Source organism: Streptomyces sp. NPDC059582, assembly GCF_042735715.1.
GTDB lineage: Bacteria > Actinomycetota > Actinomycetes > Streptomycetales > Streptomycetaceae > Streptomyces.
Window position 1 is genome coordinate 1 of the sequence record NZ_JBHWCC010000024.1, and the last position, 13,805, is coordinate 13,805.

The 13,805-nt window shown below is 72.9% G+C and carries 10 protein-coding genes and 1 pseudogene; 4 read left to right on the forward strand and 7 right to left on the reverse strand.

The window, feature by feature from the left end:
• Both ACFV0T_RS21015 and ACFV0T_RS21020 read right to left on the reverse strand, forming a co-directional pair.
• On the reverse strand, nt 1-1,143 hold a 1,143-nt coding region (locus ACFV0T_RS21015), incomplete at its 3' end, for a serine hydrolase domain-containing protein (protein WP_385781090.1).
• Between the two features lie 15 nt (nt 1,144-1,158).
• A pseudogene (locus tag ACFV0T_RS21020) lies at nt 1,159-1,359 on the reverse strand (hypothetical protein); the annotation flags it as partial.
• An 832-nt stretch (nt 1,360-2,191) separates the two neighbouring features.
• Between ACFV0T_RS21020 and ACFV0T_RS21025 the strand changes: the two are divergent.
• A complete protein-coding gene (locus ACFV0T_RS21025; RefSeq protein WP_385781093.1) occupies nt 2,192-2,980 on the forward strand; it encodes an EI24 domain-containing protein in 789 nt (262 codons plus the stop codon).
• On the opposite strand, the gene ACFV0T_RS21030 is transcribed toward ACFV0T_RS21025, so the two are convergent.
• Entirely contained in the window at nt 2,970-4,241 is a 1,272-nt protein-coding gene (locus ACFV0T_RS21030) for a pyroglutamyl peptidase (protein ID WP_385781095.1), read from the reverse strand. The genes ACFV0T_RS21025 and ACFV0T_RS21030 overlap by 11 nt on opposite strands.
• A 114-nt stretch (nt 4,242-4,355) precedes the next feature.
• The gene (locus ACFV0T_RS21035; protein WP_385781098.1) at nt 4,356-4,931 is read right to left on the reverse strand and encodes a TetR/AcrR family transcriptional regulator; all 576 of its coding nucleotides are present in this window, start codon (nt 4,929-4,931) and stop codon (nt 4,356-4,358) included.
• A gap of 103 nt (nt 4,932-5,034) precedes the next feature.
• On the opposite strand from ACFV0T_RS21035, the gene ACFV0T_RS21040 reads away from it, so the two are divergent.
• Nucleotides 5,035-7,500 (forward strand): glycoside hydrolase family 3 C-terminal domain-containing protein, encoded by a 2,466-nt coding sequence (locus ACFV0T_RS21040; RefSeq protein ID WP_385781101.1) that lies wholly within the window; start codon nt 5,035-5,037, stop codon nt 7,498-7,500.
• A 93-nt stretch (nt 7,501-7,593) separates the two neighbouring features.
• Here the strand turns inward: ACFV0T_RS21040 and ACFV0T_RS21045 are convergent, their stop codons facing one another.
• The gene (locus ACFV0T_RS21045) at nt 7,594-8,565 is read right to left on the reverse strand and encodes an aldose epimerase family protein (protein ID WP_385781103.1); all 972 of its coding nucleotides are present in this window, start codon (nt 8,563-8,565) and stop codon (nt 7,594-7,596) included.
• A 15-nt stretch (nt 8,566-8,580) separates the two neighbouring features.
• On the reverse strand, nt 8,581-9,471 hold the full coding sequence (locus ACFV0T_RS21050) for an SGNH/GDSL hydrolase family protein (RefSeq protein WP_385781106.1): 891 nt from the start codon (nt 9,469-9,471) through the stop codon (nt 8,581-8,583).
• Nucleotides 9,472-9,727: 256 nt separating this feature from the next.
• Between ACFV0T_RS21050 and ACFV0T_RS21055 the strand changes: the two genes are divergently transcribed.
• Nucleotides 9,728-10,222, forward strand: a complete 495-nt coding sequence (locus ACFV0T_RS21055; RefSeq protein WP_385781109.1) for a DUF3145 domain-containing protein — start codon at nt 9,728-9,730, stop codon at nt 10,220-10,222.
• 49 nt (nt 10,223-10,271) lie between these two features.
• The gene (locus ACFV0T_RS21060) at nt 10,272-11,213 is read left to right on the forward strand and encodes a hypothetical protein (protein WP_385781112.1); all 942 of its coding nucleotides are present in this window, start codon (nt 10,272-10,274) and stop codon (nt 11,211-11,213) included.
• On the opposite strand, the gene ACFV0T_RS21065 is transcribed toward ACFV0T_RS21060, so the two are convergent.
• Nucleotides 11,161-13,770 carry a tetratricopeptide repeat protein gene (locus ACFV0T_RS21065; protein WP_385781115.1) on the reverse strand — a complete coding sequence of 870 codons (2,610 nt, stop codon included), beginning with the start codon at nt 13,768-13,770 and terminating at the stop codon, nt 11,161-11,163. The genes ACFV0T_RS21060 and ACFV0T_RS21065 overlap by 53 nt on opposite strands.
• Nucleotides 13,771-13,805: the final 35 nt, after the last annotated feature.

Consider the following 13,805-nt stretch of genomic DNA (forward strand, 5'->3'; position numbering starts at 1 on the left):
GGCGCGCAGCGCCGCCCGGTGCGCGGCCGCCGCCAGCCGGTCGTTCTCCGGCGCCGCCCCGCCCGGGAAGGCGTTGCGGCGCCGCGTGTAGCCGTAGGCCAGACCGCTGCGCGGGTCCGCGAAGGCCTGGCTGCCACCCGCCCCGCTGTGCCCGAACGCGCCCGCGCCCAGGAACGGGTGCCAGGTGTCCGCGGTGGCCTGGAACCCCAGCCCGTACGACTTGTGGGCGCGGGCCACCAGGTCGTACCCGACGGAGTGGATCTGGCCGAACTCCGCCGCCGTGTCCTCCTTCAGCAGCGGCACCTTCCCGTCGATCTCACTGATCGCCGCCGCGTACATCCCGGCCAGCCCGCGCGCCGAGGCGACCCCGCCGACCGAGGCCGGGCCCTTGGCGCGGATCACGGGCTCGTTCGGCAGCAGGACGAGGTCGGTCGGCTCGGCCGTATGGGTGTTGAAGGCGACCGACGCCAGCGTGTGCGGTCCCCGCGGCAGCGCGTCGAGCAGTGCCTGCTGCTCGGCGGTCGGGACCATCGGCTGCGCGGTGCGCCAGCGCGGCTCGTGGGCGGCGGGCAGGCCCAGGAAGAAGTCCAGCCCGTACGGGACGCGCACCCGCTCCTCGTACACCTCCTGGAGCGTACGGCCGGTGGCGCGCCGTACGACCTCGCCCGCGAGGGCGCCGATGACCAGCGCGTGGTAGCCGAAGGCCGTGCCCGGCCGCCAGAACGGCCGCTGGTCGGCGAGCCGTTCGGCGATCAGCCGGTCGTCGGCGAGCTCCGCGAGACTGAAGCCGGTGTCCGTGCCGACCAGGCCGGCCCGGTGCGCGAGCAGATCCCGCAGGGTCAGCGATCCCTTGCCCTCGGAGCCGAACTCCGGCCAGTAGTAGGTGACTTTCCGGTCCAGTTCGAGGGTGCCCTCCTGCACGAGGAGCGCCACGACGAGATGAGCGGCCCCCTTGGTCGAGGAGTACACGCCGAAGAGGGAGTCGGCATCGGCGCCGGCCCACAGGTCGACGACCCGCCGTCCGTGCACGTACGCGGTCAACTGTCCTTCGTAGTCAGGTCGTTCCTCGGCCACGAACGCCGTGAACTCCTCCCGCACCGCCTCGAAACCACTCGCGACGGTGCCGTGGATCTCCTGCGTCATCCGCTCTCCTCAACTTCAGCCGCTGTGTGCGTGCGCCCTGGTGATCAATGCCCGTCCGAGCTGGCGGAATTCTCCCTTCGGGTGGTCCCGGAAGAGGGGTTCGGTACCGAACAGGACAGCGTGCGGGCCGCTCACGACCGAGGCCCGACCGGCCGCCGCGGCGGGCCCGCCCGACCCGTCCGCCGGCGGCCGCCAGTGGCCGGAGACGAGCGGGTCGCGGGGTCTTGTGGTCCGACCTGATCTCGGGTGACCCGGCGGCGGTGCCGGGCGCGTTCTCGATCGGCTCGCGCATCCGCTGCCGGGCCCTGGTCCGGCGGGCGCCCTCCCGGGTGACGGGGGCGGGCTCGGCGCCGGTCGCGGGGTGGGGCGCGAGCAGGAGTGAGTTCGCCGAGGCGAGGGCGAGGGCGGCGATCGGAACGGTTCTCGCAGGGACGGTTCTCGTGGTGCGCACGCGTACCTCCTCCGGGCTTCCTGAGATCGGTACGGCGAGGTGTACCCGTTCGACTCAACAGCAACAAGGAGGGGTTGGTGTCATCGATGCCCCGGATGGCGTACGTCAGGCGCCCGAAGGGGGGCATGCCGAGCGCGTCGGACGCGCGTGAGGCGAGGAGAGCCCATGGCGATCCTTCGCTCCCCGGCAGGGACGAGATGCTGCGGACGGCACGCGGCACGACCGAGAACGCCGGGCAACTCGTCCACACGGCGGGGAACATCACCAGGCTCGCGATGAACGCGTGCGGACCCAGGGACGGTTCGGGCGGCGAGCTGCCGCGGGTGCCGCGCCGGACCACCGCCGAGCCGGAGCGGGCCAGTGCGCCCCCCAGGCGCAGGAGGCCTTCCACCGGACCGTCGACACCTTCACCCGGCTCGGCACGAGTGGGGCGCCGCCGGCCGTCCACCCGGTGAGCGAACCCGTCCAGGCGCGGGAGGACCGGGTGGGCGGCCGCGGGGAGGACCCTGTGACGGGTGTGGGGGGAACCGGTGCGGCGGGCACGCGGAGAGCGGGCGTGGCGGAAGGTGGCGGGAATTCACCCGATAGAGTTCGGGCATGCGCGATCTCGGGGTGGGTTTCAGCTATCTCCTGAAGGGCCAGCGATGGGTGGCCCGGCACGGAAAGCAGTACGGCTTCGGCCTGCTGCCCGGGCTGGTCACCCTCGTGCTGTACGCGGCGGCGCTGGTGTGCCTGGCCCTGTGGGGCGAGGACTTCGTCTCCTGGTCGACCCCGTTCGCGGACGACTGGTCGAGCCCCTGGCAGGGTCTGTTCCGCGGCTTCCTCACGGCCGTGCTGTTCGCCCTGGGCCTCCTCCTGGCGGTCATCACCTTCACCGCGGTCACGCTCCTGGTCGGACAGCCCTTCTACGAGAACCTCTCCGAGAAGGTCGACCGGGACGTCTCGCCCGACGGCACCGCGCCCGAGTCGGGTCTGCCGCTCTGGCGCGAGCTGTGGATCTCGGGGCGCGACAGCCTGCGCATCGTCGTCCGCGCCCTGGTCTGGGGCATCCTGCTCTTCGCCCTCGGCTTCCTCCCCGTCGTCGGCCAGACGGTCGTCCCGGTGATCGGCTTCTTCGTCACCGGCTTCTTCCTCACCGAGGAACTCGTCGCCGTCGCCCTTCAGCGCCGCGGTGTCGACCTGCGTGCACGCCTCGCCCTGCTCCGCTCCCGCAAGAACCTGGTCTGGGGTTTCGGCACCCCGCTGGGCCTGGCCTTCCTGGTCCCGTTCGTCGCGGTGTTCCTGATGCCGGGCGCGGTCGCGGGCGCGACCCTCCTCGCCCGCGACCTGCGGGGCGAGGAGATCGCCGGCGAAGAGGCCCGTGAAGAGGAGAGCGTCACCGGGTGACCGGGGCGGCGTCGGCCGCCTCCGCCAGGATCGCCCGCACCTGCGCCACGATGTCCAGCCGGTTGCGCACGAACTCGGCGTCCGTGACCGTCCCGGTCGCCGGATCCGTGTTACCCGTCCCGAACTGGAGCACCGGCGTGTGCACATGGCCGCCCGGCAGCGCGTCGTGCAGGCCCGACCGGTCCCGCAGCAGCGTCGCGCGGTAGGCGATCTCGTTGGAGAGGTAGTCGCCGCCGCCCCCGGCGCGAGCCGTCGACCCGGGGCTCGGGCCGTCCGGCCGTACGACGGGGTCGGTGCCGCCCGCCGGGATCTCGGTCACACTGGTGTGGTCGTACACCGGGAAGGGCCCGGTGTCCGCCGCGACGATCGCCGCGTACGGCAGGGTCGTGGTCGTCCACTGCGGCTGCGAGGCCGGGTCGGTGACGGGCACGGTCTCGGTGCGCGCGACGTTCTCGTTGTCCGGGAAGCCGCCCCGCCAGGCCCCGTTGGTCCGCTCCACGTCGAAGCGTCCCACCCGCCCCTGGCTCACGGTCGTGAACAGGTCGACCCGCGGCAGGTACGGCCGAAGCGTCCGCTCCACCGTGCGGTCCGCGAAGTCCTGCCAGCGCACCGGGAACACGACGGCCTCGACCCGGGCCGGGCCCCGGGCCGTCTCGATCACCGTGCCGTCGAGGGCGAGCGCGCCGGCCCCGGACGGGTTGGAGATCCGGATGTCCCGGTCCAGCGTGAACGGGTCGAAGCCGGTGACGAGGATCCGCCGGACCCCCTTCTCGCCCGCGTGCGTATGCCCCGGATAGCGGATGTCGGTCTGACCGCGCGAGGTCCGCTCCAACGCGTCGAGCAGAGCCGCGCGTTGTGCGGCGCTCACGCCGAACCCCGGCTTCCACAGCCGCACCTCCCGGGTCATCCCCAGCCGCGCCCAGTACAGCGGCCGGTCGTCGTCCCGGCTCAGGTCACCGCCCGCCGGCCCTCGCCCCTGCACGCGGTCCACGGCCCGCCGCCACAGCGCCGAACCCTGCGCCGCGACGACCCGGCGGGCCTGCGCGTAGGAGTGCGCGGCCGCCAGCCGCCGGGTGAACCCGGGCGCCACGGCGTCGAATCCGGACCGGCGGAGGATCTCCTGGGGGACGGCCCCGCCGAGCCGCTGCTCCTCGACGGTCGGTGCGGGCGCGGCGTCGACGGCGGTCGCGGGGGTGGGGGCGGAGAGTCCGGCGAGCAGGGTCAGCCCGAGCAGGCCGATCCGAACACGTAGAGAAGCCAAGGGAGTTCAGGTCCTTCCGTCGCTGTGGGGAGCGTGCAGGGCGGGACGACGGAAGTATCGCGTGACCCCAGTGGTGCACGCCATGGTGCGGGACCCGGGCGGGCGGGGGAGTGCTCAGTTCTCGCCGAGCATCGCCAGGAAGTCCCGGAACGCGCCGGGCATGTCCACCGACTCCGGGTCCAGCAGCCACTGGTACTGGAGGCCGTCCATCACCGCGACCAGCAGCGGAGCGGTGCGTTCCGGGGTGAGGCCGTTCGGCAGCCGGTCGCCGTACTCGGCGCGCAGCACCGCCGCCATGCTCGCGCGCACCCGCTGGTATCGCTCGGTGAAGTACTCGCGCGCCGGATGTCCCTCGGTGACGCTCTCGCCCAGCAGCGCGGAGAAGGTCTGGATGATGGCGGGCCGCATCGCGTTGTACTCGACCAGTGAGGCGAGCAGGTCGACCCGCCACTGGCTGTCGGGCACGGCGTCCCACTGGTCCCGCTCCTTGAGCACGGCGACCAGGAGCGCCTCCTTCGTCGGGAAGTGGTGCAACAGGCCCTGCTGGGTCAGGCCCACCCGCTCCGCCACCGCGGCCAGGCTCGCACCCCGGTAGCCGCGCTCGGCGATCACCTCCAGGGCCGCCCGGACGATCTCGGCGCGCCGCTCCTCGCTCCTGATCCTGGCGTTCATGACGTCACCGTAAGCCATGCGGCTCCCGGGAATGTAACAGCAATATCACGAAACCTACCGCACTACAGGTAGTCGGTGCACGATGGGGACCCCTGCACGGACTCAATGAGGAGGCACCGCCATGGCGGGAACCCCGGGCCCCGGAACCGGCACCCACCCCACCCCGGCCGACGCGGCCCGTGAGGCGGTCGTCGAGGCCGCCCTCGGCAAGCTCGGTCTGGACGCCAAGGCCCGGCTGCTGGCCGGCCAGGACATGTGGTCCCTGCCCGCCCTGCCGGAGATCGGCCTGAAGTCCCTGGTGATGTCCGACGGCCCGATCGGCGTCCGGGGCGTGCGCTGGACCGCCGACGACCCGTCCGTCGCCCTGCCGTCCCCGACCGCCCTCGCCGCCACCTGGGACCCCGCCCTCGCCCGCCGCGCCGGCGTGCTCCTCGCGCAGGAGGCCCGCCGCAAGGGTGTCCACGTCCTGCTCGCCCCCACGGTCAACCTGCACCGCTCCCCGCTCGGCGGCCGCCACTTCGAGGCCTACAGCGAGGACCCGTACCTGACCGGGCGGATCGGCACGGGCTATGTGAACGGCGTCCAGTCCGGCGGAGTCGGCACCACCGTCAAGCACTTCGTCGCCAACGACGCCGAGACCGACCGCTTCACGGTGAACAACCTGGTCGGCGAACGCGCCCTGCGCGAGCTCTATCTGGCCCCCTTCGAGGCCATCGTCGAGAACGCCCACCCCTGGGGCATCATGACCGCCTACAACACGGTCAACGGCACGACGATGACCGAGCACCACCACCTCGTCGACGAGGTCCTGCGCGGTGAATGGGGCTTCGACGGCTTCAACGTCTCCGACTGGATGGCCGCCCGCGACACCACCGCGGCGATCGCCGGCGGCCTCGACGTCGCCATGCCCGGCCCGCAGACGGTGTACGGCGACGCCCTCGTCCAGGCCGTGCACGACGGCGCGGTCGACGAGACCGACGTCGACGCGGCCGTACGGAACGTGCTGCGGCTCGCCGCCCGCGTCGGCATCCTGGAGGGCGCCGAACCCGCCGTCACCGAGCTGCCGCAGCCGGTCGACGGCGAGGCCCTCGCCCGCGAGATCGCCCGCCGCGCCTTCGTCCTCGTACGCAACGAGAACGACGCGCTGCCCCTGAAACCGGCCGGCACGGTCGCGCTGATCGGAGCCGCCGCCCGCGACGCCCGCGTCCTCGGCGGCGGCTCCGCCACCGTCTTCCCGGCCCGGGTCGTCTCCCCCCTCGACGGCCTCACCGCCGCCCTCCCAGGCGGCAGCCTCAGCTACACCGTCGGCGCCGATCCGGCCACCGAACTCGCCATCGCCGACAAAGGCCTCGCACTGCGCGCGATCTGCCGCGACGCCGACGGCGCCGTCCTCGGCACCCGCTCCGCGCCGAGCGGCCAGATCCATTGGATGGGTTCGGACCTCCCCGAGGGCGTCACCCACGACACGCTCCACACCATCGAGCTGACCGGTACGTTCACCCCGCGCGAGAGCGGCTCGCACACCTTCGGCATCAAGGGCACCGGCGCCTACACGCTCACCGTCGGCGGCACCACGTACTTCGACGACGTCCAGCGCCCCGCCGACGACGGCGACCCCTTCGAGGCCGTCTTCGGCTCCCCGATGCCCCACGCCGAGGTCGAACTGACCGCGGGCGAGCCCGTCGAGATCTCCCTCACCCACGTCTTCGCGCTCCCCGAGGGCATCCCGCTGAAGGCGGTCGCCTTCGCCCTCGCCCACCAGGCCCCCCGGCGCCCCGCCGACGAACTGATCGCCGAGGCCGTCGAGGCCGCGCGGGCCGCCGACACGGCCGTCGTCGTGGTCGCCACCACCGAGCGCGTCGAGTCCGAGGGCTTCGACCGCAAGGACCTGCGCCTGCCCGGCCACCAGGACGACCTGGTGCGCGCCGTCGCCGCCGCCAACCCGAACACCGTCGTGGTCGTCAACTCCGGGTCCCCGGTGGAACTGCCCTGGCGCGACGACGTCGCCGCGGTCCTGCTGAGCTGGTTCCCGGGCCAGGAGGGCGGCGCCGCCCTCGCCGACGTCCTCACCGGCGCGCACGAGCCCGGCGGCCGGCTGCCCACGACCTGGGGCTCCCTGGCCGACGCGCCGGTCACCCAGGTCACCCCGGCGGGCGGCGAGCTGCCCTACACCGAGGGCGTGTTCATCGGCTACCGCGCCTGGGACAAGGCCGACCGCACCCCGTCGTACCCCTTCGGTCACGGCCTCGGCTACACCGAGTGGACGTACGAGTCGATCGAGGTCGACGGCACCACGGCGAGGGCCCGCGTCCGCAACTCCGGCGAGCGCCACGGACGCGACGTCGTGCAGCTGTACCTGGCGCCCGTCGAGCCCGACGCGGCGCGGCCCGCCCGCTGGCTGGCCGGTTTCGCCGGCGTCGAGGCCGCACCGGGCGAGGCCGTCGAGGTCACGGTCGAGCTGCCGCGCCGCGCGTTCGAGATGTGGGACGAGAAGGCGGCCGCGTGGACCTTTGTGAAGGGTTCGTACGAACTTCGCCTCGGCCGCTCGATCGCCGACCGCGGACTCACCGCGACGATTAACGTCTGACCCGGGCCTCCGAGCCCCCAGAGCAGCCCCGGTCCGGTGACCTGACCTCCGGACCGGGGCTCAACTCTTTCCTGCCCCCGCGCGCCGGGCAGGTCAGCGGGTGGAGAACGCGTACACCGTCGCCGACCGGAACACCGCGCCAGGACGCAGCTGCGTGCTCGGGAACTGCGGACGGTTCGGGGAGTCCGGGAAGTGCTGCGTCTCCAGCGCGACGCCGTCACCGGGCGTGAACGGCGCGTCGAGGTGCTCCGCCGTGTACACCTGGATGCCCGGCTCGGTCGTCGCCACCGTCAGCACCCGCCCGGACGCCGGGTCGTGCAGCTCGGCCACCTCCTCGGGGGCCCGCGTGACGCCCTTGTCGAGCACGAAGTTGTGGTCGTAGCCGGAGCCCACCTTGCGGGCCGCCCGGAAGTCGAAGCGCGTGCCCGTCACGTCCTCCAGCGCGCCGGTCGGGATCAGGTCCGCGTCGACCGGCGTGTAGCGCGAGGCGGCCAGCCGCAGCTCGTGGCCGCCGGCGCCGCCGGCCCCGCCCAGGTCGAAGTAACTGTGGTTGGTGAGGTTGACGACCGTCGGCGCGTCCGTCGTGGCCTCGTACGCGATCCGCAGCGCCCCGGCCGCGTCCAGGGTGTACGTCGCCGAGACCTCCAGCCGGCCGGGGAAGCCCTCCTCGCCGTGCGGGCTGACCCGGTCCAGGCGCAGCCCGTGCTCGACCGGCGTCACGTCCCACACCCGCTTGTCGAAACCGCGCTCACCGCCGTGCAGCGAGTTCGGCGGGTTGTTGGGGACCAGCGCGTACGTGAGCTCCCCCAGCGGGAAACGGCCGCCCGCGATCCGGTTGGCGTACCGGCCGATCAGCGCGCCGAAGTACGGTCCCGTGTGCGTCAGGTAGCCGTCCAGGTCGGCGAACCCCAGCACCACGTTCCCGGACCGGCCGTCGCGGTCGGGCACCTCCAGCGACTGCACGATCCCGCCGTAGGACAGGATCCGGACCCGCACGCCGGCCCGCTCCAGGGTCCACCGGTGAACCGCGGTGCCGTCGGGAAGTGTGCCGAAAAGTTCACTCATGGGGGAAACCCTAGGTCACGGCTCCCGCGCCGTGACGGTGCGGTAGGCGATCTCCGCGAGCCGCGCCTGACCGTCCGTGCTCGGGTGGAACCAGTCCCAGTGGCTCAACTGACCGGTGCCGAAGCGGTATTCGAATACCGCGTCCCCGTCGAAGCGGCACCGCCGGTCCTTCGCGCACACCTCCTTCAGCACCTCGTTGTACGCCTCCACCCGGTCCTGCACCGTGTCGCGCCGCGTCGTCGCCGCCGTGTCCAGGGCGTCCGCGTCGCCCAGCATGGACGGGCAGATGCCGAGCTTCCAGACCTGCTTGCCCAGCGGGTTGGCGCGCCCCTGAGACCACAGCCGCTTCAGGTTCGGCACGCTCGACACGTACACCTGCGTCTTCGGCAGCTCCGCGCGCAGGGTGTGCAGCGACTCCTCGAAGTCCGCCCGGAAGTCGGCGACCGGCGTCATGTCCGCGGTCGAGGACCGGCAGGCGTCGTTGGCCCCCACCATCACCGTCACCAGCTGCGGCCGCCGGACGGCCGCCCGCCCGACCTGCGCGGGCAGATCGGCCATCCGGGACCCCGTCACCGCGTAGTTCCAGCTGCGCTCGGCCGCGCCCGTCCGCCCCAGCAGCCGCACCGCGAGACTGTTGACCTCCGCCGAGCTGCCCGTCGCCCAGGACACCTCCGGGCAGTCCGACAGGATCGTGCAGGCGTCGAAACCGCGGGTGATGGAGTCGCCGACCGCCGCGACCGAGTCCGGGCTGCGGTCCCAGAGCGGAGCGGGCGACGGCTTCGCCTTGGACTGCGGGCCGCCCGGGCCCGGGGAGTCGCCGCCGATCACGTCACACCCGGCGGCCCCCAGGACGGTCGCCGCCACGACGGCGACAACGGCTCGCGCACGGCAGCTTCGCTTCCGCATCCCCTGGTGATCCCCTCGGTCGTCCGGCAGGCCTTCCCCCTCCATGACAACGTCTGAGGGTTCCCGTCCCGCCCCGGTGCAACGGCACACCCCGTACAAGCGTCCCCCTGGGTGAATGGCGGGCGTTTCCGGGCACTGGGACCGACGGTACGTCACACTCCTTGCGCCGCCGCACGGTAGCCTCGCCATCAACGTGGCCATGCGCCACAGTGCATGGCCCCAGTAGCAAGATGTCCCGCTCTGCCCGGAGGTCCCGGTGACGACACGTGGAGTTCTGTACGTGCACTCCGCGCCGCGCGCGCTGTGCCCGCACGTCGAGTGGGCCGTCGCCGGGGTGCTCGGCACGCGCGTGAACCTCGACTGGATCCGGCAGCCCGCCGCGCCCGGCACCTGGCGCTCGGAGTTCTCCTGGCAGGGCGAGGTCGGCACCGCCTCCAAGCTCGCCTCCGCGCTGCGCGGCTGGCACCTGCTGCGCTTCGAGGTCACCGCCGAGCCCTGCCCCACCGCCGAGGGCGAGCGCTACAGCTGCACCCCCGACCTCGGCATCTACCACGCCGTCACCGGCATGCACGGCGACATCCTCATCCCCGAGGACCGGCTGCGCGCCGCCCTCCAGCGCTCGCAGCGCGGCGAGACCGACCTGGAGGCCGAACTCGCCAAGCTGCTGGGCAAGCCCTGGGACGACGAGCTGGAGCCGTTCCGGTACGCGGGCGAGGGCGCACCGGTGCGCTGGCTGCACCAGGTGGTCTGACCCGGGGGAGCCGGCCCGCGGCGGCAGGACGAAGGGGAGGGGGAACGCGGTGGCGGAGATCGTCCTGATCCACGGCATGGCCCAGGAACAGAAGTCCGCCGACTCGCTGGAGGGCGAGTGGCTGCCCGACCTCGCGGGCGGTGTACGCACCGCGGGGGACCGAGACCTCGCGGACGCCCTGTGGCGCAACTTCCGGCCGGGCCACCACGAGGCCCGCATGGCCTTCTACGGCGACCTTTTCCTCAAACCCGGGCGTATGGGCGCCGAGGAGCGGGTGGCCGAGCTGAGCGAGGTGCAGCAGGATCTCGCCGAGGCCCTCGCCGAGGAATGGCTGCGCGCCGCGCGGGACCGCGCGCCCGACCCCGGTGACCGGCGCGCCGCCCGCCGCGTCCTCCACGACATCGACACCGGGCGGACCGGCGAGCCCCCCGGCCGTCAGGGCGGCCGACGGCTGGCCCGCCCCGCCGTGAAAGGCCTGGCTCGGCTGAGCTGGTTCGGCCGGGCGGGTATGGCTGCCGCCGAGCGGCTGGTGAACCGCTCGCTGGTCCAGGTCACGCGGTACATGACGGAACCCGGGATCTACGCGGAGGTGCAGCGTCGCGTCGCCGAGCTGGTCGGGCCCGAGACGAAGGCGATCGTGGGCCACTCCCTCGGCTCGGTCGTGGCGTACGAGGCCGCTCTCCGGCTTGAGCGGGAACTGCCCCTGCTGCTCACCCTCGGTTCCCCGCTGGGCCTGCGCACCATCGTCCACGACCGCCTGGCCGGCGACCACCGGGCCCCCGACACCGTACGGAGCTGGGTCAACCTCGTCGACAGGGACGACCTGGTGGCGGCCGAGCCGGACCTCGCCAAGTGTTTCGCCGACCCCCGCGGCATCCTCGTCTCGGACTGGACCCTGGACAACGGGGTGGAGAACCCGCACAGCGGGCGGGCGTATCTCACCAAACGGCAGACGGGGCTGGCGGTCGCGGAGGCACTGGCGGCGGATTAGACCCGGCGGCCTCGACCAGGGGACTCAGGGCCGTCACGATGTTCCGCCGGATGTCCCGCGCGAGGTCGTCGTCCCGGCCCAGGTACCGTTCGACGTCCACGAGCAACGCCCCCCAGTCCGCGACCGCCGCGGCGACCGCGTCTGTTTGAGCCAGCCCGATGGCGACGCCGTTGCGCGCGACCAGATGGACGCGGTGGCCGGTGCCCAGCTCCCGCGCGGCACTCGTCACCAACTCGCGCCACAGACCCCGGGCGCTCTCCGTGTCACCGACCTCGTCGGTCCAGGCCGCGATGTTGTTCCGGATGACAAAGGTGAACTCGTGCTCCGGCCCCAGAGCGCGTTCGCAGTCGGGCAGCAGCTCCAGACACAGGTGCAGCGCCGTGGTGGGATCGTCGGCTCCGAACCAGGCGGCGAGCTGGTGGCGTACCTCCAGCAGCGGCCCGGCGTCCGGGTGGTCCGGGTCGAAGCCCTCCCGGCAGTCCTCCGCCAGCTCCTCGAAGAGCTGGCGCGCGCTCGCGTGGTCGCCACAGCGGTCGGTCCAGTCGGCCACTCCGGCGCGTGCGACGAACACGTAGGGCTCGTCCGGACCCAGCTCCCGTTCGAACCGGTCCCGCCAGGCGCTCCAGCGCAGCAGATTGGCCTGCGGGTCGGCCGCGGGCCGTTCGATCAGCGAGGCCACCACCGCCCTGGCCCCGTCCCGCTCCCACAGATGGGTGGCCTCCGCCTCGGCGGCGTACATGTACAGCGGGTGCCCGTCGGAGGGCCGGCCTCGGGGCGCGAGCCGGTGCAGAGCCGCGGCGATCGCCCGGTGACCGGCGGTCACGTTCACGCTGTATTCGTGCCCCGGCCGTGTCAGGTACTGCGACAGCGTCGGGTGGAAGAGCGTGTACGACGTCTCCCCGTCGCCCACCGGCCGTGACACGACCAGGCGCCGCAGCCGGTGCAGCGCCGTGCTGACGGTCTCGCCGTTGGCACGGGGGTACACCTCGCGCACCGCTTGCTGGAGCAGGCGTTGCGGGATGCCCTCGGTGGCGTCGGCGACGGTCAGCATCGTCAGGACCGCGCAGAGGGCCGAGCCCTCCCACGGTTCCTCACCCCGGATCAGGCGCAGCCGTCGGGTGTAGGTGTCGTCGACGCCGGCCGGGAGGCCGCCGAGGCCGTCATGGTCCTCCAGCCAGTCGGCGAGCAGCGTGACCACCAGCCAGTTGCCCGCACTGCGCTCGACGATCAGGTCGTGCGCGTGTCCGGGCACGCCCCGCCGCTCCAGGTAGGCGCCGATCGCGTCGGCGTGGGCCGCGCCCAGTTCCACGGCCGCGAAGTTCGGCCAGGGCAGCGCGGTCCCGGGCCGGGCGGAGACCAGGACGCGCAGGCCCGTCAGTTCCTGGTCCTGCTGGAAGAGCAACTCGTTCACCAGGTCGCGGAGTTCCGGCAGATGCGTGGGCCGTATCTGGTCGAGACCGTCGAGCGCGATCCGTACCGGTACCTCCCCCGGGATCTCGCTCAGCGCCGTCAGCAGGGACGCGGCGGCGTCGTTGCCCGTCGTCCGGTCGTGGGCGGCGGCGAATCCGGGCACCGTGTCCCGGAGCCCGTCGGACAACGCGGTCGCCACTCGAAGGGCGTCGTCCGCCGGGTCCAGCCGGTGCAGTGCGTGCACGATGCGCTCCGGGATGCCCGGATGGAGTTCGGGCCGGGTCAACGCCGTGAGCAGGGTCGTCTTCCCCGAGCCCGCCGGGGCCCGTACCACTGTGAGCGGATGTGCCCTCGTCGCGGCCACCACCTCGCCCAGCTCCGCGGCCGCCTCGAAATGCCTCAGTTCCCGGCAGAGTTCGGCGCGTGCCCGGTTACGGGCCAGCCACAGGTCGGCCGTTCCGTCGGCGCCGTCGAAGCCCAGACAGACGGGCAGATGCTCCAGACAGTCCTGCTGGACGAGGGCTTCCCTGATGTCGGCACAGCGCAGGAACCGGCCGTGTCGGACGTGCCCGTCGCGCAGGATGCGGGCGGTCTCCAGGGAGAACGCGCAGTGGTAGGCGGGCTCCAGGCTCGACGCGGTCAGCACCTGGAAGCGCCGTTTCATGTCCTCCTCGTTGAGCACCGCCCACTCCGCGGCGTTCGCGGCCCCCTGTCCCGACTCGCAGGTATCCAGGATCAGCGTCAGGCTCCGCAGTCCCGGGCGTCCGGACAGCAACCGCGCGATCCGGTGAGTGAGGAAGTACGGGGGATTGCGTGCGGCATGGTCCTCCTGGGCGTCGTACGGAAGGACGTAGTACTCCTTGTCGGTGCGCAGGCCATGGCCGACGAAGGCGAGAACGAGAGCCGCGCGTAATTCGTCGGCCCGGGCGAAGGCGTCGACAAGGGCGGTGTCCAGGCGGGTGGTGTTCGGGTTGAGCAGCAGGCTCCGGCCGTCCGGGAGCGCGGGTGCGCAGGCGCCCGAGTACGGGTGCCCCAGCACCTCGTCCAGCTCCGTGACCGCCTTCCGTAGTGGCTCGAGGCGTCGGCCCGGCCCCAGGTCGGCACACTGGGATCCGATGACCAGCGACAGCCGTCCCCCGTTCCCCATGCGGCCCAGAATAGGCCGCGGCCCGTCTTCCGGAG

What these genes read in the sequence shown, in the direction of transcription:
- ACFV0T_RS21025 (WP_385781093.1), top strand. Translation starts at nt 2,192, where the DNA reads ATGCGCGATCTCGGGGTGGGTTTCAGCTATCTCCTGAAGGGCCAGCGA.
- ACFV0T_RS21065 (WP_385781115.1), bottom strand. Translation starts at nt 13,770, where the DNA reads ATGGGGAACGGGGGACGGCTGTCGCTGGTCATCGGATCCCAGTGTGCC.
- ACFV0T_RS21040 (WP_385781101.1), top strand. Translation starts at nt 5,035, where the DNA reads ATGGCGGGAACCCCGGGCCCCGGAACCGGCACCCACCCCACCCCGGCC.
- ACFV0T_RS21045 (WP_385781103.1), bottom strand. Translation starts at nt 8,565, where the DNA reads ATGAGTGAACTTTTCGGCACACTTCCCGACGGCACCGCGGTTCACCGG.
- ACFV0T_RS21035 (WP_385781098.1), bottom strand. Translation starts at nt 4,931, where the DNA reads ATGGCTTACGGTGACGTCATGAACGCCAGGATCAGGAGCGAGGAGCGG.
- ACFV0T_RS21050 (WP_385781106.1), bottom strand. Translation starts at nt 9,471, where the DNA reads ATGCGGAAGCGAAGCTGCCGTGCGCGAGCCGTTGTCGCCGTCGTGGCG.